The 20,330-nt window shown below is 44.1% G+C and carries 19 protein-coding genes and 6 tRNA genes; 17 read left to right on the top strand and 8 right to left on the bottom strand.

Going from position 1 to position 20,330, the window contains the following annotated elements; translation table 11 throughout:
* From HRQ91_RS06820 to tsaB, 4 genes are all read left to right on the top strand, one after another.
* Complete coding sequence (locus HRQ91_RS06820; RefSeq protein WP_210118868.1) at nucleotides 1–1,107, top strand: PilZ domain-containing protein; 1,107 nt, start codon at nucleotides 1–3, stop codon at nucleotides 1,105–1,107.
* A 67-nt stretch (nucleotides 1,108–1,174) separates the two neighbouring features.
* Nucleotides 1,175–1,435 carry a hypothetical protein gene (locus tag HRQ91_RS06825; RefSeq protein WP_210118869.1) on the top strand — a complete coding sequence of 87 codons (261 nt, stop codon included), beginning with the start codon at nucleotides 1,175–1,177 and terminating at the stop codon, nucleotides 1,433–1,435.
* The gene (tsaE, locus tag HRQ91_RS06830; protein WP_210120757.1) at nucleotides 1,435–1,866 is read left to right on the top strand and encodes a tRNA (adenosine(37)-N6)-threonylcarbamoyltransferase complex ATPase subunit type 1 TsaE; all 432 of its coding nucleotides are present in this window, start codon (nucleotides 1,435–1,437) and stop codon (nucleotides 1,864–1,866) included. The genes HRQ91_RS06825 and tsaE overlap by 1 nt, the downstream gene beginning before the upstream one ends.
* Nucleotides 1,829–2,551: a tRNA (adenosine(37)-N6)-threonylcarbamoyltransferase complex dimerization subunit type 1 TsaB gene (tsaB, locus tag HRQ91_RS06835; RefSeq protein ID WP_246473180.1), complete on the top strand. Its 723-nt coding sequence runs from the start codon at nucleotides 1,829–1,831 to the stop codon at nucleotides 2,549–2,551. Before tsaE ends, tsaB begins: the two co-directional genes overlap by 38 nt.
* A 137-nt stretch (nucleotides 2,552–2,688) precedes the next feature.
* Here the strand turns inward: tsaB and csrA are convergent, their stop codons facing one another.
* The 5 genes from csrA to HRQ91_RS06860 all read right to left on the bottom strand — a co-directional run bounded on the left by csrA (nucleotide 2,689) and on the right by HRQ91_RS06860 (nucleotide 7,062).
* Complete coding sequence (gene csrA / locus HRQ91_RS06840) at nucleotides 2,689–2,916, bottom strand: carbon storage regulator CsrA (protein ID WP_210118428.1); 228 nt, start codon at nucleotides 2,914–2,916, stop codon at nucleotides 2,689–2,691.
* Nucleotides 2,910–3,359, bottom strand: a complete 450-nt coding sequence (gene fliW / locus HRQ91_RS06845) for a flagellar assembly protein FliW (protein WP_210118870.1) — start codon at nucleotides 3,357–3,359, stop codon at nucleotides 2,910–2,912. Before fliW ends, csrA begins: the two co-directional genes overlap by 7 nt.
* 34 nt (nucleotides 3,360–3,393) lie before the next feature.
* The gene (locus tag HRQ91_RS06850) at nucleotides 3,394–4,638 is read right to left on the bottom strand and encodes a flagellar hook-associated protein 3 (protein ID WP_210118871.1); all 1,245 of its coding nucleotides are present in this window, start codon (nucleotides 4,636–4,638) and stop codon (nucleotides 3,394–3,396) included.
* Nucleotides 4,639–4,735: 97 nt separating this feature from the next.
* Nucleotides 4,736–6,607, bottom strand: coding sequence for a flagellar hook-associated protein FlgK (gene flgK, locus HRQ91_RS06855; protein WP_210118872.1), 1,872 nt, complete (start codon nucleotides 6,605–6,607; stop codon nucleotides 4,736–4,738).
* A gap of 11 nt (nucleotides 6,608–6,618) precedes the next feature.
* Nucleotides 6,619–7,062 (bottom strand): hypothetical protein, encoded by a 444-nt coding sequence (locus HRQ91_RS06860; RefSeq protein ID WP_210118424.1) that lies wholly within the window; start codon nucleotides 7,060–7,062, stop codon nucleotides 6,619–6,621.
* A gap of 258 nt (nucleotides 7,063–7,320) precedes the next feature.
* Here HRQ91_RS06860 and HRQ91_RS06865 point away from each other — a divergent pair.
* From HRQ91_RS06865 to clpX, 9 genes are all read left to right on the top strand, one after another.
* Nucleotides 7,321–7,394: transfer RNA gene (locus tag HRQ91_RS06865), tRNA-His, on the top strand.
* 38 nt (nucleotides 7,395–7,432) lie between these two features.
* A tRNA-Arg gene (locus tag HRQ91_RS06870) sits at nucleotides 7,433–7,506 on the top strand.
* A gap of 26 nt (nucleotides 7,507–7,532) precedes the next feature.
* Nucleotides 7,533–7,605, top strand: a tRNA-Lys gene (locus tag HRQ91_RS06875).
* 46 nt (nucleotides 7,606–7,651) lie between these two features.
* Nucleotides 7,652–7,731 (top strand) — tRNA-Leu (locus tag HRQ91_RS06880).
* Between the two features lie 32 nt (nucleotides 7,732–7,763).
* A tRNA-Gly gene (locus HRQ91_RS06885) sits at nucleotides 7,764–7,835 on the top strand.
* A gap of 210 nt (nucleotides 7,836–8,045) precedes the next feature.
* Nucleotides 8,046–8,117, top strand: a tRNA-Gly gene (locus HRQ91_RS06890).
* Between the two features lie 80 nt (nucleotides 8,118–8,197).
* Nucleotides 8,198–9,556 carry a trigger factor gene (tig, locus tag HRQ91_RS06895; protein ID WP_210118873.1) on the top strand — a complete coding sequence of 453 codons (1,359 nt, stop codon included), beginning with the start codon at nucleotides 8,198–8,200 and terminating at the stop codon, nucleotides 9,554–9,556.
* A gap of 212 nt (nucleotides 9,557–9,768) precedes the next feature.
* On the top strand, nucleotides 9,769–10,386 hold the full coding sequence (locus HRQ91_RS06900; protein ID WP_210120759.1) for an ATP-dependent Clp protease proteolytic subunit: 618 nt from the start codon (nucleotides 9,769–9,771) through the stop codon (nucleotides 10,384–10,386).
* A complete protein-coding gene (clpX, locus tag HRQ91_RS06905) occupies nucleotides 10,370–11,641 on the top strand; it encodes an ATP-dependent Clp protease ATP-binding subunit ClpX (protein ID WP_210118874.1) in 1,272 nt (423 codons plus the stop codon). Before HRQ91_RS06900 ends, clpX begins: the two co-directional genes overlap by 17 nt.
* A 4-nt stretch (nucleotides 11,642–11,645) precedes the next feature.
* On the opposite strand, the gene HRQ91_RS06910 is transcribed toward clpX, so the two are convergent.
* Nucleotides 11,646–12,194, bottom strand: coding sequence for a glycerol-3-phosphate responsive antiterminator (locus tag HRQ91_RS06910; RefSeq protein ID WP_210118875.1), 549 nt, complete (start codon nucleotides 12,192–12,194; stop codon nucleotides 11,646–11,648).
* 145 nt (nucleotides 12,195–12,339) lie between these two features.
* On the opposite strand from HRQ91_RS06910, the gene glpK reads away from it, so the two are divergent.
* The gene (glpK, locus tag HRQ91_RS06915) at nucleotides 12,340–13,836 is read left to right on the top strand and encodes a glycerol kinase GlpK (RefSeq protein WP_210118876.1); all 1,497 of its coding nucleotides are present in this window, start codon (nucleotides 12,340–12,342) and stop codon (nucleotides 13,834–13,836) included.
* Nucleotides 13,837–13,867: 31 nt separating this feature from the next.
* Here the strand turns inward: glpK and HRQ91_RS06920 are convergent, their stop codons facing one another.
* Both HRQ91_RS06920 and HRQ91_RS06925 read right to left on the bottom strand, forming a co-directional pair.
* The gene (locus HRQ91_RS06920; RefSeq protein ID WP_210118407.1) at nucleotides 13,868–14,557 is read right to left on the bottom strand and encodes a response regulator; all 690 of its coding nucleotides are present in this window, start codon (nucleotides 14,555–14,557) and stop codon (nucleotides 13,868–13,870) included.
* Nucleotides 14,554–16,260, bottom strand: a complete 1,707-nt coding sequence (locus HRQ91_RS06925) for a sensor histidine kinase (protein WP_210118877.1) — start codon at nucleotides 16,258–16,260, stop codon at nucleotides 14,554–14,556. The genes HRQ91_RS06920 and HRQ91_RS06925 overlap by 4 nt, the downstream gene beginning before the upstream one ends.
* A 73-nt stretch (nucleotides 16,261–16,333) precedes the next feature.
* Here HRQ91_RS06925 and HRQ91_RS06930 point away from each other — a divergent pair, with 73 nt between their 5' ends.
* The 3 genes from HRQ91_RS06930 to HRQ91_RS06940 all read left to right on the top strand — a co-directional run bounded on the left by HRQ91_RS06930 (nucleotide 16,334) and on the right by HRQ91_RS06940 (nucleotide 20,255).
* Nucleotides 16,334–17,380: an ABC transporter substrate-binding protein gene (locus tag HRQ91_RS06930; protein ID WP_210118878.1), complete on the top strand. Its 1,047-nt coding sequence runs from the start codon at nucleotides 16,334–16,336 to the stop codon at nucleotides 17,378–17,380.
* A 70-nt stretch (nucleotides 17,381–17,450) separates the two neighbouring features.
* Complete coding sequence (locus tag HRQ91_RS06935) at nucleotides 17,451–19,148, top strand: ABC transporter permease (RefSeq protein WP_210118879.1); 1,698 nt, start codon at nucleotides 17,451–17,453, stop codon at nucleotides 19,146–19,148.
* Nucleotides 19,149–19,178: 30 nt separating this feature from the next.
* On the top strand, nucleotides 19,179–20,255 hold the full coding sequence (locus HRQ91_RS06940) for an ABC transporter ATP-binding protein (RefSeq protein ID WP_210118880.1): 1,077 nt from the start codon (nucleotides 19,179–19,181) through the stop codon (nucleotides 20,253–20,255).
* Nucleotides 20,256–20,330 lie beyond the last annotated feature (75 nt).

A 20,330-nucleotide genomic window follows, 5' to 3' on the forward strand; every position in this document is an offset into this window, starting at 1 on the left:
ATGAATAATTGGGCTGCAGTACCTGGCTCGCCTTTGCTCGCGCGCCAGAACGTTACGCAATGGGCAGGTGTTATTTTTCTCGGTCTGGCTGTTATCGGCCTTTTGCTTTTGCTCGCCGTGTTATTACGGATTTTAAAAAGTCATTCATCGCCCGAATGGGCTTCAAAACAGCAAAACACGCCCACAAAGCTCAAAAATGTAAACGCCGTCGTTCTTAAATACGGCCTCTCAAAAGATGAAAAAAATTTATTGTGGGACATATGCCGCGTACAATCCGCACCGAACATCGAATACCTCATACACTCTCCTGAAAAACTCACGGACTTATTCAAAAAACACTATTCATATCTTAAAGAAAAAAAAGCCGGAGAAAAAGAAATAGCGCTGCTGTACATTCTCATATACAAACTTGAACAAGCATACGTTATTTCACGAGAAATAAAATCTTCAAAAAACATTCCGGACGGAGTGGATTTTGTCTATATCGACGATTACAAACGAAAATTTCTTTTAAAGCTCATAAATCATGACAAAGATGCGCTTTACATTCAGGTTCCGCTGCTTTTTAAAGATCAAAAACTAAGGCCCAAAGAGCTTCAAAAGATAAAGATAATGTTTATGCTGCAGGGAAACGCACAGTATGAAATGCACGCGCGCATCATACGTTATCAGACTACAACCGACGGAACATTCCAAATGCTGCTCACACATTCCAGCGATTTGACGCGGCTCACCCGCAGGGGAACAAAGCGGCTGTCATTTAACAGGGACTGTTATTTTTCGTCCGTAAAGGTGGAAGCGAAAAACAACGGGAAATCGGGTGAAATCCTGTATGTGCCCGATGAAAAACGCTTTCAGGGCTTTTTAACGAATATTTCGTCCGAGGGATGCGCGATGACCACGTCCGTCTCCGTAAAAAAAGATCAATACATAGGGCTTGAAATCGGAGAGATAAATTCCTTTAAAATCGAAGGAGTGATAGGTTTGGTTCGCGACGTCGAAAAAGCTCCCGACAGAGCTGTATTTACACTCCATATAAAATTTATTAAAATTGCGCTCAAAGATCAAAACAGGATCAGCGCATATATTTATAATTTTAATACATGAGGGCATCTCTAAAGGCCGAAGTTTTCCGCGACCCCCATAAATTAAAGATCAGGATGTTTTAGCAAAGATGGAAATTCTTGAATTACGGCAAATAAAACGCACGCAAGAAGAATTGTATTACAGGCGTAAATTCAGCGCAGAAGCGGCTGTTTCAGTCCCCACCTCGACGCTTGAGCTGCCCATACTTTTTACGATCGAAACCGGACCTCTCGGCAACAAGGAAGTGGAGATCACTTTTTTAAAGGCTCCGGATTATCCTCTCATCCCGATAAAAAACGCCTTGTCACAGATGATCCTTACGATGGATTTGGAAGGAAAACTGCCCTGATTACGTTAAAAACAAGCTCAAGCGAAAAAACGGTGGAGTTCGGTAAAAAAATCGCCTCATATTTAAAAAAAGGCGATATCATTGCATTGCAGGGGCCGCTCGCCGCAGGAAAGACAACGTTAACGAAGGGCATAGCGGAAGGTTTAAAAGTAAAGGATACCATAACCAGCCCCACATTTTGCATTATTTCCGAATACGAAGGAAGCATGCCGCTGTACCACATGGATGTATACCGCTTAGACGGGGCGCAGGATTTTATAAACTTGGGCATCGACGATATGCTTTACGGAAACGGAGTGAGCATTATCGAATGGAGTGAAAAAATAATGGAAGAACTCCCTAAAAAGACCATAGTGATCCGCCTTAAACCTGAGGACGACGGAACAAGAACCGTTGAAATCGACAACTGGCCTTACGGAACTTTGGAATAAAATAAAGATGAAAGCCTTAGCCGTTGACTCTGCAAACAGAAAAATTTTTATAGCTGCAAAAAATGAAGATAAAACGGTAACCGCCGTATTCGATATAGCGATGAAGCAATCCGAAAATCTCCTTCCTGCGATAGACTACGTGCTTAAACAGACCGATCTTGAGAGCAAGTATCTTGATTATACGGTTTTGTGCAAGGGGCCTGGCTCTTTTACGGGACTGAGGCTCGGGATTTCGGCGTTAAAGGCTATTGAATTGGCGCACGACATTCCGGTTTACGGAATTTCATCTCTTGAAACCTATGCGTACCCGTTCAGAGATCTTTCAAAGGTCATAGTCCCCGTTATAGACGCAAAACGGGACAGGTTTTATGCAGCCGCATACGAGGGTGAAAAAACGATCCTTGAAGCAGAAGATTATGAAGCAAAGGATCTTGCAGAAAGTCTTAAAAATTTTAAAAATTTGCTCATTTGCGGTCCGGACTATGAGGCGTTTATTTTTGTTCTAAAAAACCTTTTGCCGGATTTTAAAGGTTCGATAAATCATATAAAAGGAAATATTCCTTCAACGGACAGTTTATTTGCCATTGCCGAAGAAATGATAGAAAAAAAACAAGCCCCGCTTGCGGACTACGAGGGACCTGAATATTTGCGATTAAGCGAAGCTGAAAAAAATCTTTCGGAATAAACCCGTACCCGGCTTTTCCAGCCGTATTGTGTCCGAACGAGGGCTACGGAACCTCGCCTTTAGTATCTCGCTTTCAAAACGCGCTATTCTCTTGAACACCGAAAGAATCGGAAAATCGTATTCACCGTACGGATTCGTCACTTTTTGAACAGTTTTGAAATTTCGTCCAAGGACTCGTTTTCGGGAGCGACGGCCGCCTTATTTTCACTCTGAATGGCGTCAAAAACCTCTTGGCGGAAAACTCTTATGTTTTTAGGAGCTTCTACTCCTATCTTTACTTGATCGCCGCGTACTTCAATAATCGTCAACGTGATATCTTCGCCTATTTTGATCTTTTCGTCGATTTTTCGGGCAAGGATCAGCATTGGGCCTTTCCTCCCGACTTAAGAGCCTTTAAAATATCATACTTTGTAGTATATTTATCATTCGGAAGCACGATCTGCATACCTTTGCGGTTTTTACGGTTAATGATAAGCGGCCCTTGAAGATTTGCCGTAACGTGAGAACCGTGCGCGGGAACCGTCACTATGGCCATAACGCAGACGTCCGAAGGTTCTTTTAAATCTATTTTTTCAAGAATTTTATCGTCCGCGTCGACTTCATAATCGTTGCAGATAAGAAACGGATCTATGAGAAAGAAACAAAGCCCTTGTTCGTCAAGCGACTGCATCAATAGCAGAGGTTCGTATTGCGAATCTACCAAGGCATATTTTTTAAAATCTTCAAAACCGAACAGTCCGTCCGGTAAAGTGATCACGTGATCTTCGTCGACGGAAATGATCCCCATGCTCTTCGTTTTAACATCCATGTAAGCTTAACTCCAAATTATTTTGCTACAAGACTCATCTCATATAATTTAAAAGCGAATTTCTGTATAATTGCCCCGCCGTATGAAGAGTCGCTTGGTAAACATATTCCAACATCTTCATATCCGTAACGGCCTTTGTAAAATCAAGATCGCCTTCACGGGATATTTGCTGATCGACATTGAGAGCTGTCTGTGAATTGCGCATAACGTTTTGCTGCAAGCGCTCATATTCGGAGCCGGACTTTGCAAGCCGCGTAACAAGGTTTGAAATGCCGCCGTCGATCAAGCCTAGAGCGCGTCCGCCTATTGTTTCAGTATCGCCTGAAAGCATCGCGTCGCGCAAAGCGATAACGGCGTCAAACATGGAACCGCCTGCTACGCGCACGTTATTGCCGATATTATACGGCGGTCTCTGACTTGAATCCTTTATTATGCCGAGTCCGCTCAAAACCTCGCCCTGCACGTCTTCAAGCCAAAGCTGATGAGGATCTGTGGTTACAAGGTTTAAACCGTTCGTCACAGGATCGATGGAAGCTTTTACGGGAGCTCCGCTGTCGTTTATCTTTGAAATAAGAGCGTATACGTTATCTCCTGCGGAAATTTTAACTTGTGTCCCGTCTACGGAAATAACGCTGTCCGCATCGGCCTGCCAGCTTGAAAGATCCCGCCCGCCGTAAAGCTGCTGTTGTTCCGCCCAAAATACACGGTTACCCGCGCTGTCCGAAACTATGTACTTATTTTCATCGATTTCGATCTTATTCGTATCGATATTACCGTTATATCGTACGTTTGAAATAACAGGATCCGGATAGCCTTGAATACTGCCCATTTCAATATCAAACGGGGTTGTCTTCAGATTTGTTCCTGCGAAAAGCGAGTTACCGTCGGAACTTATGGCGTTTGCATTTTGGACAAGCTGTTGAAGCAATTCGTCGACTTCCGACGCCATGTTTTTAAGATCGTCTTTTTGATAGACGCCGTTTGCACCGGTGACGGCAAGTTCTCTTATTCTTTGCATCATATCAAGGGAACTCGACATGTACCCTTCGCGTACGACATAGGCGTCGCTTAACGTTTGCGCATTTTTTTCAAAGTTATTTATACGCGTCCAATATGACTGATAACGTACCAGATGACCGGCCGCAATGGGATCGTCGCGCAGCTGCTGTATGCGCTGCTGGCTTCCCATTTGATTATTCGCCTTATTTACGCGAGCCTCCTGGTTTCTTAGATTAAACTGCACCGAAGTGTTTGCCATATTTGAACTGATTCTACTCATTTATTCACCTCATAGAACGGCATACAAGGAAATTCCGGTTTCCTAACGCCGTTTTTGTGCGCGCTTTACGCGCAATTCGATAAAATTTGCACGAATCCTATACGCCGAGCCTGTTTATGATCGTATCAAGCATTTCATCCACTACGGTTACATACTTTGCAGCCGCATTGTAACCGTGCTGGAATTTCATTATATCTGCCAGCTCTTCGTCAATATTCACTCCGCTTATGGAATCCCTGAGATTTCTCAAATCGGCCATAAGAGCGTTTTGACTTAAAAGATTTGTTTCCGCCTGTTCGCCTTTTAAACCTACGTTCGTGACGGAGTCCGCAAAGTAATCGTCAAGCGTTCTGAGCCGCCCGATCATAATCGGAGTGTTTCTTATCGCGGCAATATCCACAGCGGCCTTTCCGTCGCCGAGATTCATCATTCCGGCGGCGTCGGGATAAGCTGCGGCGACGCCCATGACGTCGTTGCGTAAGACTTTATTTATTTCAATATATGCCGCGGGATTTAAAACAGGCGACACCGCAATCTGTGCGCCGTTAAGAGCGTTTACTGCATCCGCTTGAGCAAAGTCATATGCGTTCTCTTCTCCGCTTCCATTTAAAATTCCCGCGTAGCCCGACAGAAAAAAACCGGAATCTTCAACGCGGCGAATGACAAAATCAGGAAGTTCGACATCCTGCGCGGGCGTGGCTTTTAAAACGAGGGCGTTATTTCTATCCAAATAAGCCTTCACTTCTCCCGTACTGTCGTTTATGCGGTTTATTAATTTTTCAACCGTGTCCGTCGCATAGTACGGAACTTGTACGTTCCCGTCCTGACCGGAAAGAGTTATAACGCCTTCAAGACCTATATTGTCCTGGGCGTTCAGAGCGTTCGTTCCCGTAAAGCGAAATACGTAAGTGCTGTCAAAGTTACCGTCGCCCGTAGAGTCGTAGTTCCCGTTTACGTTCGTGACAAAGGGCTGCTGTACAAAAAAGTCCTGACCCGTAACCCCGTTAGCGCCTATCGCGTTTCTATGGATGTCGTTCACAAGGTCTGCAAAATTCAGCGTCATCGTATTAAGACTTTGAATTTCATTTCTTACGTCAACGTCACGCAATTCGATAAGAGCGCCCAGCGTTCCTCCCGTAAAGAAGGCGTTGTTTCCCGTGTCTTTCCACACTACTTTAGAATAACCGTTGTTGTCGGTAACGGATTGAACGTCAAAATTTCTTGCGACAGATCCTTGTACAAGGATTTGCCCGTCGACGTGGATCATAAATTCGTCTTTATCGCGTTGATCGCTTGTAATATTTACAAGGGCGGACAATTTTTCAACTAAAAGATCGCGGCGGTCGAGCAGATCGTTCGGGTTGTCTCCCATGGCTCGCGAACGTACTATTTCACCGTTCAAATTTGCAATTTGATTTGCAAAATTATTTACTTGTTTTACGGTAGCTTCGATATCGCCGTTTAAAAGATTCCCGATTCCGGCGAGCGAAGCCCATCTTTGATGAATGGATTCCGTAAGGGTTTCTCCGCGCGTTACGACGGCTTGCCTGGCGGCTTGGCTTTCAGGATGAACGGAAAGTTCCTGCCAGCCTTGCCAAAACTTATCCATATTACTGCGTATTGAAACATCGGCAGGTTCGTTATAGATCTGTTCAAGCATCATGTAATATTTTTCGCGCGTAGCCCAATAGGATTCCTGATTTGCCTGTGCGGTAATACGCTGATCAAGCATTTCGTCACGCAGACGATTTATGCTCTGTGCCGCCGCCCCCTGTCCTATCTGTCCGGGAACTTCCGCACGGCTTAGATCCGGTCTGTAAATCGGATCAAACGCCTTTATTTCAACCCGCTGCCTGGAATATCCTTCAGTGCCCGCGTTGGTGATATTGTGTCCTGCAGTAGTGATCGACTGATTATGAGCGTTAAGGCTCCTTTTTCCTATTTCAATTCCTGCGAATGATGATGCCATAGTCTACCGCCTTAAAATAACTTATTTACGACAACGCTTTCGGGACTCGGATGTATTATATTTCCCTTGCGTGAATAAAGAGTGTTGCGCCTTTGCGGGACTACCGTATCAAGCACACCGCGTATAAAACCTCGTACGGAATTTACGTAGTTTCCGAGAGTATTGTTTTCAATCTTGGATTTTATAAGTTTTCCGCGTATCTGAGTTACGGCGGGAATTTGACTTTTCAATTCTTCCGGTGAAAGCGAAGACGAAAGGAATTCTCTTTGCTTATCCAAAGCTACAAAAACCGCAGATTTTTTTTGAATCAATTCGATATTGTCCTGAAGAACCTTCCAGTCTTTTACTTTTACGGCTTCGCGTATTTTTACTTGAGCTGAAATAATGGAATCAAGGATAAGATTCTGACTTTTAAGTATATCGGTAATTTCAAGCGTTTTTTCCATTTCTGTCATTTGCACTTCTCCGTTTTCATTATCGGCATAAAAAAAAACGGCTTTATAAAAAATATTAATATAAATACGCTTTCCGATATTTATGCCTGCACACTAAATTTTCCGGCAAACTTCTTACGCTGTTACGCACGGCGCCGCCACCGTTGCGAACAACACCGCCAGTGCGCCATCCGCTGTTTTTGCCTCCGTCTTTTTCGCCGCCCCGCCGGCTTGACTAAGTAAAGTTTTTTTTGTTATATTAGGTTTTATCAGTTACTTGGTGCCAGTAGTTCAGGGGTAGAGCGCCAGATTGTGGATCTGGTTGTCGTGGGTTCAAATCCCACCCGGCACCCTTGCTACAAGATACAGCGCGGCTGTAACCTGTTGATATGCGTTCGTAGCTCAGCTGGATAGAGCAACGGACTTCGAATCCGTAGGTCGCACGTTCGAGCCGTGTCGGACGCAATATCCATATCATAAGTAACAAACAAGGGCCATTAGCTCAGTTGGTAGAGCAGCAGACTCTTAATCTGCGGGTCGTCGGTTCGAAGCCGGCATGGCTCATTAAAATGCCTTTATCGATCCAAGCGAACAGGCTCACGGTCCGAACGCGAGAGTGGTGGAATTGGCAGACACGCTAGACTTAGGATCTAGTGCTTAGGCTTGAGGGTTCAAGTCCCTCCTCTCGCATATTTTAGTTTTAAAGTATGCGCAAAATACTTGCGGGAATAGCTCAGTGGTAGAGCGCCACCTTGCCAAGGTGGATGTCGCGGGTCCGACTCCCGTTTCCCGCTCTTATAAAGATAAAGCGGTGCAAAAGCTGCCGTTCAATATTTGAGCACAAAAACCGAACGTTTAACTTCGACGGCTATATGACGCCGTCTCGTTAAACTGCGAGTTTCAGGCAAAGCCGAAACGTCGCGAATTAACGTATGCGCCACCCTCGAAATCTGACGATTTCTGCGGCGACGCAATTTTAAGGAACGGTTTTTACCATAATTTTTGCGGGAATAGCTCAGTGGTAGAGCGCCACCTTGCCAAGGTGGATGTCGCGGGTCCGACTCCCGTTTCCCGCTCTTATAAAACGGCGATGCGGAGCGATCCGGATCGCTTTTTTACTTTATATTCACCTATTTTATTTTAAGGGGACGTACGCATGAAACTCTCGAAAAAAATTGAAGAACTGGAAAAATCCGCCGTTAAATTGACGGTTACCGTTGATAAAGACGATGTAGCTGAAAACTACAAACAGATCGTCTTAAAATATGCTAAAAATGCCCAAGTCCCCGGATTCAGAAAAGGCCACGTACCTGTTTCCATTTTGGAAAGAAAATACGGGAACGCCCTTAAAGCCGACGTTATGACCGACTTAATAGACAAAGCGTTAAACGAAATTTTTTCCGACGAAAATGAAAAAGAACTTCGCCCGCTACCGTATGCGCAACCGGCTATGGACACTCTTCCGGAATTCGACGCGGCCAAAGATTTGACTTTTTCGGTAACCTATGACGTATTTCCGAGAGTAAAAAACATCGATGTCAAAGGCGTCACTGTAAAAGAACCGCAGGTAACTATAACGGAAAAAGAAGTCGAAGAAGAGCTTAAGGCCGTTCAGGATCGTAACGCCACAGTGATGGACAAAAAAGACGATGAAAAAGTTCAAAAGGACGATATAGTTACGATCAACTACAGCGAAACGGACGACGACGGCAATGTGATAGAATCGTCAAAACGGGAAGGGTTTGTCTTTACCGTAGGCAGCGGAGAAAATATCTATAAGATCGACGATGATATAATAGGAATGAAAAAAGGCGAAACAAAGGACATCGTTAAAAAATATAAAAAAGACGACGACAACAAAGAGCTCGCCGGAAAAACAAAAAAAATCAGCGTGACGGTTACGGCAATAAAAATAAGGAATTTGCCCAAGCTTGACGACGAGTTGGCGCAGGACGTAAATGAAAAATATAAAACCCTTGACGACCTAAAAAAAGATATCACGAAGAACCTTGAACTTGCAAAAAATCGCCGTATATCGGAAATGAAGAACAACGACTTGCTTTCTCAGCTTATAGAAAAAAACAAATTCGACATTCCGTCTTCGATGCTTGACGCGGAACTTCAGAGCCGCTGGAAGATGATGGCACAGCAATTCCAAACGACAACCGAACAGCTCGATAAAATGATAAGTTCGGCCGGACAGTCAAAAGAAGGAATGCTTAAAGAATGGACAGGCGACAGTGAAAAGATGCTTAAATCAAGAATTATAGTGGAATCGCTTTTGCGTGACCGAAATATTTCAATAACGCCCGAAGAGATTGACGAAGAATACAAGCGCATAGCCGAAGAAAGCGGCGCGACGGTAGATGAAATAAAAAAACGCTATGCGGATCCCAGAGCCAAAGAATATCTTATCGACGAAGCAAAGGAGCAAAAACTTTATAAACAGCTTTACGGCGAAGTAAAAGTTGTCAAAGGCGATAAGGTAGCATTTGCGGATCTGTTCAAACGCTGACGGATTTCTGCAAACGCGGGAAAATGGGGCTGTCTCAAAAGTCGGTTACTTTTTCGGCAGCCCTATTTTTTTTTTGCCTAATCTCTTATTTATTTGTATATTATAGGATATAATTTTATATTGCCGATTTAATTGTGCGCAAAGTGCGCACGAAAACGGCATACGAGGAAATTTCAATTTCCGAGGATGCCGTTTTTTAAGGAAGGTGGATGATGAATGAACGGATGAATTCTCTTGTTCCGTATGTCGTGGAACGCAGCGGAAACGGAGAGCGCACATATGACATTTTTTCACGACTCTTAAAGGACAGAATCATATTTGTAGACGGTGATATTAACGACGCCATGGCCGATCTGATTGTAGCGCAAATACTGTTTCTCGAATCCGAAAATCCCGAAAAAGACATAAGCATGTATATAAATTCTCCGGGAGGCTCGGTCACGGCCGGACTTGCAATATACGATACCATGCAATACGTAAGATGCGATATTCAGACGATATGCATGGGACAGGCGGCAAGCATGGCGGCAATCCTGCTTGCAGGCGGTTCCGAGGGAAAAAGGTTCGCACTACCCTCTTCACGTGTGATGATCCACCAACCTTGGGGCGGAGTTCAAGGACAGGAAAGCGACATCGCAATTCAGGCTAAAGAGATCATAAGGTTAAAAAAGCTTACGATACAGTACTTTGCTGAAAAAACAAAAAAACCGGAAAAGAAAGTTGCAGCCGATATGGAAAGAGACTTTTACATGCCGGCAAAAGAAGCGCTCGAATACGGCATTATCGACCACATTATGGAGGGAAGAAAAAAAGATGATAAGATTCGGTAATTCATCGTCCCAATATTGTTCTTTTTGCGGCAAACCCGCAGACGAAAAACGGAGATTAGTGGCGGCACCTGCAGGAAATATCTTTATATGCGATCAATGTACGGCCGTATGTCAGAGCGTCCTCGATCAGGAAGAGCGTTCAGTTTCTCCCATAGAGATGAGCGAGGTTCCTTCTCCCAAAGAGTTTAAAAACTATTTGGACCAATATGTGGTCGGTCAGGACGATGCAAAAAAGATTCTTTCGGTGGCCGTATATAATCATTACAAACGAATGTCCAAGTCCGCAAATAAAAAGCAGGAAAACGACATACAGATCGAAAAATCTAACGTTCTTTTAATAGGCCCTACCGGCAGCGGTAAAACTTTGCTTGCGAAGACTCTCGCCCAAAGGCTAAAGGTTCCTTTTGCCATAGCCGACGCTACGACGCTAACCGAGGCGGGTTATGTAGGCGAAGACGTCGAAAACGTGCTTTTAAAACTTATAAACGCTGCAGACGGTAACATAGCTTCAGCGGAGCGCGGAATCGTCTTTATCGACGAAATCGATAAAATTTCACGTAAAAGTGAAAACACATCCATAACGCGGGATGTTTCAGGCGAAGGCGTTCAGCAAGCCTTGCTTAAAATAATAGAAGGCACAAAGGCAAGCGTCCCTCCCCAAGGCGGGCGGAAACATCCCAATCAGGAAATGATTGAAATAGACACCACTAACATTCTTTTTATACTCGGGGGAGCATTTGTGGGGCTCGACAAAATCATTGAACAGCGCATTTCCGAACATTCTATGGGATTCGGTTCAAATATAAACACGATGAGCGGAGAACAGCGCATGGCGCTGCTAAATCAAGTCTGTCCCGACGATCTGGTAAAATTCGGTCTAATTCCGGAATTGATCGGACGCATGCCTATAATGGTCGCTTTAAAAGAACTCACGAAAGACGACTTGGTCGCAATTCTAACCCAGCCTAAAAATGCCATTACGAAGCAGTTTAAGGCGTCATTCGCCATTGACGACGTTAACCTGTCTTTTACGGATGAGGCGATTGAAGAAATAGCGGATATAGCGATAAAACAAAAGACGGGAGCCAGAGGACTGCGCACAATCGTCGAAAAAATCCTCATGGATTTTATGTTTGAAGTTCCGAGCATAAAAGGCAAAAAGAAGCTTGAAGTTACAAAGGCGATCGTGCGGCAGCAAAAGATTGACGACATAGCCTCTTTGCTGACCGAACAAAAAACCGCCCAAACCGCGTAAGCGCTTATTCCCAAAGGCGGCTGTCGGACGTGGAGATGGCGCTCGCGCCCGAGCGGAGAATCCTCGTAACATCGTCCCCGCTTCTTATAAGGCCGCCTGCTATAATCGTCTTTTTGCTGCCTGCGATTTCATTGCATAAAATGGTAAGCGTTACGCCGGGCATCATTTCTATTATATCAACGGACGGATCCGAATCGATTTTTTCAAGAGATTCTATCGATTTTGAATCCAGCATAAAAACGCGAAGGACTGTTATAAAACCGAGCGTTTTGGCGTATTTCAAAAGACTTTGCTTTATGGAAATTATTCCGTCGGCTTCGGTCATCTTATCGATATAGTCGACCGACGACCTGCTGCTTGAAAGCCCTTCGATCAAATCAAGATGAACGAAGACGGTTTTATTATGTTCCTTCAACTTTCGCACATAGTCGGAAACGGTAAGAATAGTGCCGAATAAAAGAAAAACAACCTTACAATCGCTTTTCAAACATTTATTAAAAGTATCCTCGTTTCTTACAGCCGTAATTATCTTTGAATCCGAAAAAAAATCCATCGCCATGCCCCGCTTAAGTTTCCCTTATACAAACAGGCTATCATAGGATTGTCGGGACTGTCAAATACTGTTAAAATTATCGTAAGTACAACCGGATAGATCACAGCTTTACAAAAAATTGCCGAATTTATTACGGAGGGATAAAATGTCTAAATATATTATGTCTTTGGATTCGGGAACCACCAGCAATCGCTGTATCCTCTTTAATAAAAAAGGCCGCATATGCGGTACGGCGCAAAAAGAATTCCGGCAGATCTATCCTAAACCCGGATGGGTGGAACACGACGCAAATGAAATTTGGGCAACGCAGTACGCAGTCGCCGTTGAAGCTATGGAAAAAATAGGAGCCAAGGCGGAAAACATCGAAGCTATAGGAATCGCAAACCAAAGGGAAACTACCGTAGTTTGGGACAAAAACACAGGCGAACCTGTATACAATGCGATAGTGTGGCAATGCCGCAGAACGGCGGAATTTGTCGATTCTCTTAAACGGCAGGGGCTTTCGGATCTGTTTAGGGATAAGACGGGACTTATCCTTGACGCGTATTTTTCAGGAACAAAACTGCGCTGGATACTTGAGAACGTTCGCGGAGCAAGAGAAAAGGCTGAAAACGGCGAACTTCTGTTCGGCACTATAGACACATGGCTGATTTGGAAACTTTCACAGGGGAAAACCCATGTAACGGACTATTCGAACGCTTCCAGGACAATGCTTTTCAACATCCACACGTTACAGTGGGACGACGAGATTTTAAAGATTTTAAACATTCCTAAAAGTATGCTGCCTGAAGTAAAGCCTTCAAGCTGCGTTTACGGCGAAGCCGATTCTTCTTATTTCGGAAAATCCGTAAAAATAGCGGGAGCCGCAGGCGATCAACAGGCGGCCTTATTCGGACAGACGTGTTTTAATGCGGGAGAAGCAAAAAACACATACGGCACCGGTTGTTTTATGCTTATGAATACCGGCGAAAAACCCGTTTCGTCAAAAAACGGGCTTATCACGACGATCGCATGGGGAATCGACGGAAAAATCAACTATGCGCTCGAAGGTTCCATCTTCGTCGCAGGGGCCGCCGTCCAATGGCTTCGCGACGAGCTTCGCATAATCGACACGTCTGCGGACTCGGAATATATGGCGACGCGCGTAAAAGACACGCACGGCTGCTATGTAGTCCCCGCCTTTACAGGACTGGGAGCGCCGTACTGGGATCAATATGCGCGCGGTATCATCGTGGGAATAACGCGCGGAGTCAATAAGTATCACATCATAAGGGCAACGCTGCAATCCATAGCGTTCTTAACAAACGACGTTCTTTCCGCCATGAAAAAAGATTCGGGAATAGATCTTTCGGTATTGAAAGTAGACGGAGGAGCGTGTAAAAATAATTTTCTTATGCAGACACAGGCCGATATAATAAATGCGCCTATCCAGCGTCCGCGCTGCGTCGAAAGCACGGCCACGGGAGCGGCCTATCTTGCAGGTCTTGCCACAGGATATTGGAAAGACAAAGACGACGTGATTAAAAACCGCGCCGTCGATAAACTTTTCAAACCTGAAATGCCGTCCGAAGAGCGCCTTAAAATATTAAAGGGTTGGCAAAAGGCCGTAAAATATGCCTTTGACTGGGCAAAAGACGAATAAAAACTTGTCGCAAAGGATCTGAAGCGGACGACTATGCATTCCGGTTTTCAGCCGTAAAGTACAAAAGCCGCGGGCGGCCATCGGTTTCATAGTCTATTTCGGTGTTTAGGAATTTCTGTGTTTCAAGGTAATTCAGATATTTATGGACTGTCACTCGGGAAAGTCCGATCTCTTTTGCAAGTTCCGTGCCGGAAAACTTTTTGCCTTTGTGTTTAGTAAAGTGATCTTTTATCACTTTAAGTGTACGGCTTTGGATCCCTTTCACAAAAGGCTCTGTGTTCAAATTTTCCTGGTTGCTGAACAGCTCGTCGGCTTCTTTCTGGGAAAGTGGAACATGGAGTTTTCCATGCATCTTCTGCTTGAAGAAGAATTTGTCCAAGGCTTGAGTAAAGCGCTTGTATTCAAAAGGTTTTACAAGATAATCCAAGGCGCCTAGCTGCAATGCTTTTTCCATGCTGGCAAAATCGTTCGCTGCGGTTACAAGGATGACGTCCGAACAGATGTTTTTGCTGCGGATCGTCTTCAGGAATTCAAAGCCGTTGAGTTTTGGCATGTAGACATCAAGGAGTATCAGGGAAACTTCATTTGACGTAAGGTAGTTCAGGGCTTCAACTCCGTTGTTGAATGTAGTAATTACATCCATCCTTCCGTCTTTTTCCAGATAGCGTTTGTTTATTTCGCAGACCATAGGGTCATCTTCAATAATAGCTGCTGTGATCATATATCGGTATCCTTTTCAGTGTATTCGGGTGAAATTATTGCCCCTCGTTTTTTGTTTATATGAATGGAAATGGAAGTGCCTTCGCCGGGAGCGCTGTCAATCTGGATCATGCCCTTGCAGTCCTGAATTATCTTATTTACGGAATAAAGGCCGATTCCGTGGTTCTCCTTCTTTTCCTTTTTGGTTGAAAAACCCCGATTGAATATTTTATCCTGGAATTCCGTTGGAATTCCGGATCCGTTGTCGTCCACATTTATGCGCAGACAGGAAACATCAGAGGAAATGAAAAGTTTGATTTGTCCGCCCTTTTCTATTGATTTTGTGGCTTCAATCGCATTTTCAAGGATGTTTCCAAGTATGATTGTAAGTTGAGATGTGCTTAGATACGGATCGTGCCGCGGCAATGTGCTTGTGTTTTCCAGAAGGAGGTCAATGCCCTGTTCCTTCGCCTCATTCGTTTTTCCCAGGATAAGAGCGGCAATCGTCTTGTTCTGTATGTTTTTTATTACGGTGTTCTGGGATGTCTGCAATGAATTGAAATGTGTTATGTAATCCATTGCAAGGTCGTATTCCTTGAGCTGAAGCATTCCAAGCAGGATGTGCAGTTCATTCTTGAAGTTGTGCATATTTGAGCGCAAGGCTTCAACTATGAAACGGAATCCTGTAAGCTCTTCGGCCATGTTTTTGAATGTCGTGTGATCTCTGATGATTGCAACCGCACCGATTATGTGATCTCCTTCTTTCATAGGCATGAAATTTGTGATCAAAGAATTCGTTTCGTGGGTCTGCGGAACGTTGTATTCCGCCTTACCGGATTCAATGACCGGCAGCAACTCCGTGCAGATTTTCAGTTCTTTGAGGTTTCTGCCTTCATAATTTCCTTTTGGAAGATTAAAAAGTCTGCATGCGCTTTCTGTGCATACGCTGATGTTTCCGTTCGTGTCGATTGCAATCAGACCTTCCTCAAGATTGTCAAGAACTTTGTTGCGGCGGATAAGCAGGTTTGCGAAAGATTCCGGTTCGTACCCCATAAGGCTTTTCCTGATACGTGAAATGATAAAATAAGAGGTTGAAACTGTTGTGGCAAGAGTCGCCAGAACTATCAGAAAATAGCGCAGTATATACGAGCGATTCAGATTTCTCAATGTGTTCATATAAATTCCGACGATTGCGTACCCGTATATAACTCCGCTTTCGGTTTTGATTGAAACAAAGGCGCAAAGTTGCTTGATAGGCCGTCCCTTGTTGTCGGTCCCAATCTCTATCATCTGGGTCTGGATTTTCTTGTTGTTCAGCGGAAGAATCGGAATTTCCGTACCGACCGGCATTCCGTCGTAGTGATAGATGCATATCCGTTTTGTGTCGATTATAGTGATGCTGTCGATTGTTGTGGAGTTTTTTACGATGTTGTCAAGGTATGTGATAAGTCTTGTAGTAGCCATTTTTGAAACCAGCGCATCATATATTATGTAGTTTTCCGCAAGGCTTGTAGCCATGTTTTCACAGTTTGAAATGAGAAGCTGTTTTGTTCTTTCCAGATTTGTCGAAAGAATTGTAATGGAAACGAAGCTGATTGCAAAAATTGAAATGGCGGTGTTGACGAAGAATATCTGAAAGAAAATGGGACGTTTTTTTAGTGGAGAAGCTAATTTATGTATCTGTGATTTACATAAGTTACAAAACTTAAAAAAATTTACAAACACTATGAATCCTGCCTTTCTAAATTATACTGGATAAAAGGTAAAAGTACATTACCGTTTATTATAGGAGGATATGATGAAAAAGTTTATTGTTCCTGCGGCTATGATTGCCGTATGCTCAATGGTTTTTGCGGCCGGTCAAAAAGAAACCGTTTCGGCCGGAGCAAATGCTAATGTTAGCGGCAAGGTTGTTATCTACACTTCAATGTATCAGGACATTATCGATGCTATTGATACGGAACTTGAAACCCTTTTCCCAAACTGCGATGTGGAATTCTTCTATGGCGGAACAGGAAAACTTCAGGCAAAGATTGCTGCAGAAAAAGAAAGCGGAAAATTAGGATGCGACATCCTAATGGTTGCAGAACCTGCCTATGCACTTGAGTTGAAGGAAGCTGGGCTTCTCCACAAATACAAGACACCGGAAGCCGCAAATCTCGCATTTGCCTATGACGCTGACGGTTCATGGTATCCTGTACGTATCTGCACTATGGTATTAGCCTATAACCCTGAAAAATATACTAAAGGCAAGGATATTCCCGTAACATTTAAGGAATTTGCTACAGATCCAAGGCTTTCAGGATATATCTCCATGTCCAATCCGCTTACATCGGGAACGGCAATGGCTTCGATTGTCGGTCTTCTAGGCGCTTATGGCGAAGACTATTTCAAGGCTCTTAATAAGCAGAAAGTGGCTGTAGAATCAGGTTCCGTAGCTCTTACAAAACTTGAGACAGGTGAATGCAAACAGATCATGATTCTTGAGGAGTCTGTTCTAAAGAAACGTGAAGAAGAAGGTTCAAAGATCGAATGCATCTATCCTGAAGACGGTGTCCTGTCATGCCCGTCTGCGATCATGACAGTTGAAGCGAAATACAGTGCAAATAATAACATTCCCGCCTGTGAAGTTCTTACAGACTGGTTCCTTTCAAAAGAAGGACAGAAAGCTATCGTCAAAGGCTGGATGCACTCTGTCAGAAAAGACGTTGATTACACGCCGTATGATTCTCTTCCAAACGATAAGATGTTTGCCAAGACAATTGATATTGACTGGGAGAAGTGTTACAAGGAACGCGACACAATCCGCACAATGTTTGAAGAAAAAATCACAATCAAGAAGTAGTTTCATATAATTTTTTAAAGCCGCCTGTAGTTTCCGCAGACGGCTGCATTCCCTTTTCAGGAGCTGGAATATGAATCAGCAAGAAACACTGGATCAGAAATTCTATTTTGATTTCAAGTGTATAATCATATCTGTAATTGTCGGATTCATGCTTGTTTTTCAAGTGTTCCCGATTTTTTATCTTATTGTCCGCTCCGTTTATATAGACGGCAGCTTTTCATTATCCGGTTTTAAGAACATCTATTCTTATGCGCTTAACTGGACTTGTTTAAAGACAACTCTTGTTACGGCAACGCTTACAATGGTTTTCGGCGTTTTGCTGGCTTTCCCTTTGGCATGGCTTGTCGGACGCACAAACCTTTATGGAAAGAAATTATTCAGGACGATATTTGTTATGACATATATGGTTCCGCCGTATGTTGGAGCTATGGCATGGCTCCGCCTTTTAAACCCTACGGTAGGAACGATGAACGTTGTTTTGATGAAAATATTCCATCTGCCTTCCTGTCCGTTTAACATATATACGACCGGCGGTGTGGTATGGGTACTTACAACCTTCTATTATCCCTATGCTTTCATCACTATTTCAAGAGCAATGGAGAAAATGGATCCTTCTTTGGAAGAGGCCTCGAGAATTTCAGGGGCGTCGCCACTGAAGACATTGCTTTCGGTTACAATTCCGTTAACTTTGCCCAGCCTCATTGCAGCGTCATTGCTCATGTTTGTGGCATCGGCTTCGGCCTATGGAATTCCTTCGATCATCGGCGCTCCGGGTCAGATCTATACCGTGACTACTCGAATCGTCGATTATGTTCAGATCGGCAACTCGGAAGGCCTTACGCATGCGATTTGTCTTGCGGTGTTTCTTATGGTCGTTGCTTTGATAATTCTATATGTTTCAAACTTTGTTGTCGGTAAGAAAGAGTATATTACTGTCTCAGGTAAGTCCACACATCCGGCTATTGTTGACCTTGGCCGTTGGAGAATCCCGATTACAGCCCTTGTGTCTTTGTTTGCCGTTGTTGTTGTGGTCATACCGTTCTGGACGGTGATTGCGACTTCAATCACGCAGAATATGGGAAAACCCTTCTTTGCCGCTAAGAACATAACATGGAAATATTGGAAGATTGTCCTTTCCAGAAAGGCGATCATAACGGCATTCAAGAACAGTGTCTACATGGCAATTCTGGCAGCGACCTTCGGGATGGTGGTCAGCATCACAATGGCATGGCTTTTAAAGCGTACGACGACAAAAGGCCGTGGAATTCCCGACTTCCTTATCACCGTGGGATCCGGAACACCGAGTGTTGTAATCGCATTGGCTTTGATCATGACGATGACCGGAAAGTTTGGAATAAACATATATAACACGGTTAGCATCATGGTTATTGCTTACATGATCAAATACATGATGATGGGTATGCGGACAGTAGTTTCCGCTTTTACTCAGATCAGCCCTTCGCTGGAAGAAGCGGCTCAGATTGCGGGAGCCGGATGGCTTCGCCGTCTGAAGGATGTTGTCCTTCCGCTTATAAGCCCGTCTGCCGTTGCAGGCTGGTTCCTGATTTTCATGCCATGTTTCTATGAACTTACCATGTCTACCTTGTTGTATTCAAAAGATACTATGACTTTAGGCGTGCAGTTGTTCGAATATCAGACATTTACAAGCCAGCAGACGGCTTCGGCCCTGGCGGTAGGGATTTTGATCATCGTCATCATATTGAACACGGTTTTGAATAAAATGACAAAGGGTAAGTTCTCAATCTAACCTGAAGGTTAGCCGATTAGGAGGAAAAAAATGTCTACAGTAACTATAAAAGACGTTGTAAAAGCGTTCGGTTCGGAAGTGGTAATAAAAAAATTCAATGCGGAGATAAAAGACGGGGAGTTCATAACTCTTCTTGGTCCTTCAGGATGCGGGAAAACCACTCTCCTTAGGATGATTGCAGGTTTTCACAAGCAGACAAGCGGCGCCATCTTGATTGACGGAAATGTCGTTTCAGACGACAAGGTATTTCTTCCGCCTGAAAGACGTGGAATTGGAATGGTCTTTCAGACCTATGCGGTCTGGCCGCATATGAATGTGTTCGACAATGTTGCTTATCCGTTGAAGATACTGAAGATGAGCAGAGAGCAGATAAGGAAGGATGTTGAAAGCATACTTGAAGTTGTTCATCTGGGGCAGTATAAAGACCGTATGCCGTCTCAGCTTTCAGGCGGACAGCAGCAGCGTGTGGCTCTCGGCCGTGCATTGGTTGCAAAGCCGAAACTTCTGCTGCTCGATGAGCCGCTTTCGAACCTTGACGCAAAACTGCGTGAAAGCATGCGTTTTGAAATAAAAGAAATTCAGAAAAGACTTGGAATTACGGTTGTATATGTAACCCACGATCAGGTTGAAGCAATGACAATGTCCGACCGTGTGTTTCTTATGAACAATGGCGTGGTTCAACAGGTCGGCTCTCCTCTTGAAATTTATTGTCATCCGGTAAACCAGTTTGTTGCAAACTTTGTCGGCAAGGCAAACTTCCTAAAAGGCACGGTAAAAGACGGCCGCCTGTTTCTGAAAGGTACGGAACAGAGTATTGCCTATGGCGGCGATAAGACCGGCGATGTGGTCCTTACACTTCGACCTGAAAATGTGAAAATCGTTTCTGACGGCGGCGATTTGACCGGAACTCTCAAGACAATCTATTACCTTGGAAATGAAAATGATTGCCAGATTGATATTGGCGGCGGAATTTCGGTTCGTGTCATTTCCGATCCCCATGCATTTGACAATATCGGCATCGATCAAAAAGTTAACCTCAAATTGATGGACAGCCTTGTCTATGCCGATGACGGTACGAATGATTCATATAATAAAATTTTGACTTGAAAAAATCTCCTCATTCCGCCCTGATCTTAGGTCAGGGCGTTTTTTTTGCATGTCCGACACAATGCACACTTATGC

Source organism: Treponema parvum (assembly GCF_017893965.1).
Taxonomy (GTDB): domain Bacteria; phylum Spirochaetota; class Spirochaetia; order Treponematales; family Treponemataceae; genus Treponema_D; species Treponema_D parvum.

Excerpts from the sequence above, each read along its gene's own strand:
- HRQ91_RS06910 (WP_210118875.1), bottom strand. The coding sequence starts at position 12,194 with ATGGATTTTTTTTCGGATTCAAAGATAATTACGGCTGTAAGAAACGAG.
- HRQ91_RS06820 (WP_210118868.1), top strand. The coding sequence starts at position 1 with ATGAATAATTGGGCTGCAGTACCTGGCTCGCCTTTGCTCGCGCGCCAG.
- glpK (WP_210118876.1), top strand. The coding sequence starts at position 12,340 with ATGTCTAAATATATTATGTCTTTGGATTCGGGAACCACCAGCAATCGC.
- csrA (WP_210118428.1), bottom strand. The coding sequence starts at position 2,916 with ATGCTGATCCTTGCCCGAAAAATCGACGAAAAGATCAAAATAGGCGAA.
- HRQ91_RS06930 (WP_210118878.1), top strand. The coding sequence starts at position 16,334 with ATGAAAAAGTTTATTGTTCCTGCGGCTATGATTGCCGTATGCTCAATG.
- flgK (WP_210118872.1), bottom strand. The coding sequence starts at position 6,607 with ATGGCATCATCATTCGCAGGAATTGAAATAGGAAAAAGGAGCCTTAAC.
- tig (WP_210118873.1), top strand. The coding sequence starts at position 8,198 with ATGAAACTCTCGAAAAAAATTGAAGAACTGGAAAAATCCGCCGTTAAA.
- fliW (WP_210118870.1), bottom strand. The coding sequence starts at position 3,359 with ATGGATGTTAAAACGAAGAGCATGGGGATCATTTCCGTCGACGAAGAT.
- HRQ91_RS06850 (WP_210118871.1), bottom strand. The coding sequence starts at position 4,638 with ATGAGTAGAATCAGTTCAAATATGGCAAACACTTCGGTGCAGTTTAAT.
- HRQ91_RS06825 (WP_210118869.1), top strand. The coding sequence starts at position 1,175 with ATGGAAATTCTTGAATTACGGCAAATAAAACGCACGCAAGAAGAATTG.
- HRQ91_RS06900 (WP_210120759.1), top strand. The coding sequence starts at position 9,769 with ATGAATGAACGGATGAATTCTCTTGTTCCGTATGTCGTGGAACGCAGC.
- HRQ91_RS06935 (WP_210118879.1), top strand. The coding sequence starts at position 17,451 with ATGAATCAGCAAGAAACACTGGATCAGAAATTCTATTTTGATTTCAAG.
- HRQ91_RS06940 (WP_210118880.1), top strand. The coding sequence starts at position 19,179 with ATGTCTACAGTAACTATAAAAGACGTTGTAAAAGCGTTCGGTTCGGAA.
- clpX (WP_210118874.1), top strand. The coding sequence starts at position 10,370 with ATGATAAGATTCGGTAATTCATCGTCCCAATATTGTTCTTTTTGCGGC.
- HRQ91_RS06920 (WP_210118407.1), bottom strand. The coding sequence starts at position 14,557 with ATGATCACAGCAGCTATTATTGAAGATGACCCTATGGTCTGCGAAATA.
- HRQ91_RS06860 (WP_210118424.1), bottom strand. The coding sequence starts at position 7,062 with ATGACAGAAATGGAAAAAACGCTTGAAATTACCGATATACTTAAAAGT.